General features: G+C 42.5%; 1 protein-coding gene. It reads right to left on the reverse strand.

Features of this window, described 5'->3' with window-relative positions; genetic code table 11:
• Window positions 1–322 (reverse strand): amino acid kinase family protein (locus tag KH400_RS23635; RefSeq protein WP_438821145.1); only part of this gene is annotated, 322 nt, incomplete at both ends.

Raw genomic sequence — 322 nt, forward strand, 5'->3', positions numbered from 1 at the left:
TCTGTAAAGATATCAACCCATTCAGCTTGAACTGCTGCACCTAACGCTGTTGCGGACGTATCACTACCCCCTCTTCCAAGCGTCGTCGTCTGACCATCGAACGTCTGACCTTGGAAGCCAGCAACAACAACCACATCACTTGTTTTCAATTGTTTTTTCAAATCGTCACAATTCATATCCACAATCTTTGCATTTGAAAATTCGTTATTTGTTCTGAAGCCAGCTTGAGCACCAGTTAGTGCAGTAGCAGTAATACCCATACTCTGCAAAAGATCCGTGAAAACAACAGAAGAAATTATCTCACCGCAAGACACTAGTAGAT

The sequence above is a fragment of the Desertibacillus haloalkaliphilus genome (assembly GCF_019039105.1).
In the GTDB taxonomy this organism is placed as follows: Bacteria; Bacillota; Bacilli; order Bacillales; family KJ1-10-99; genus Desertibacillus; species Desertibacillus haloalkaliphilus.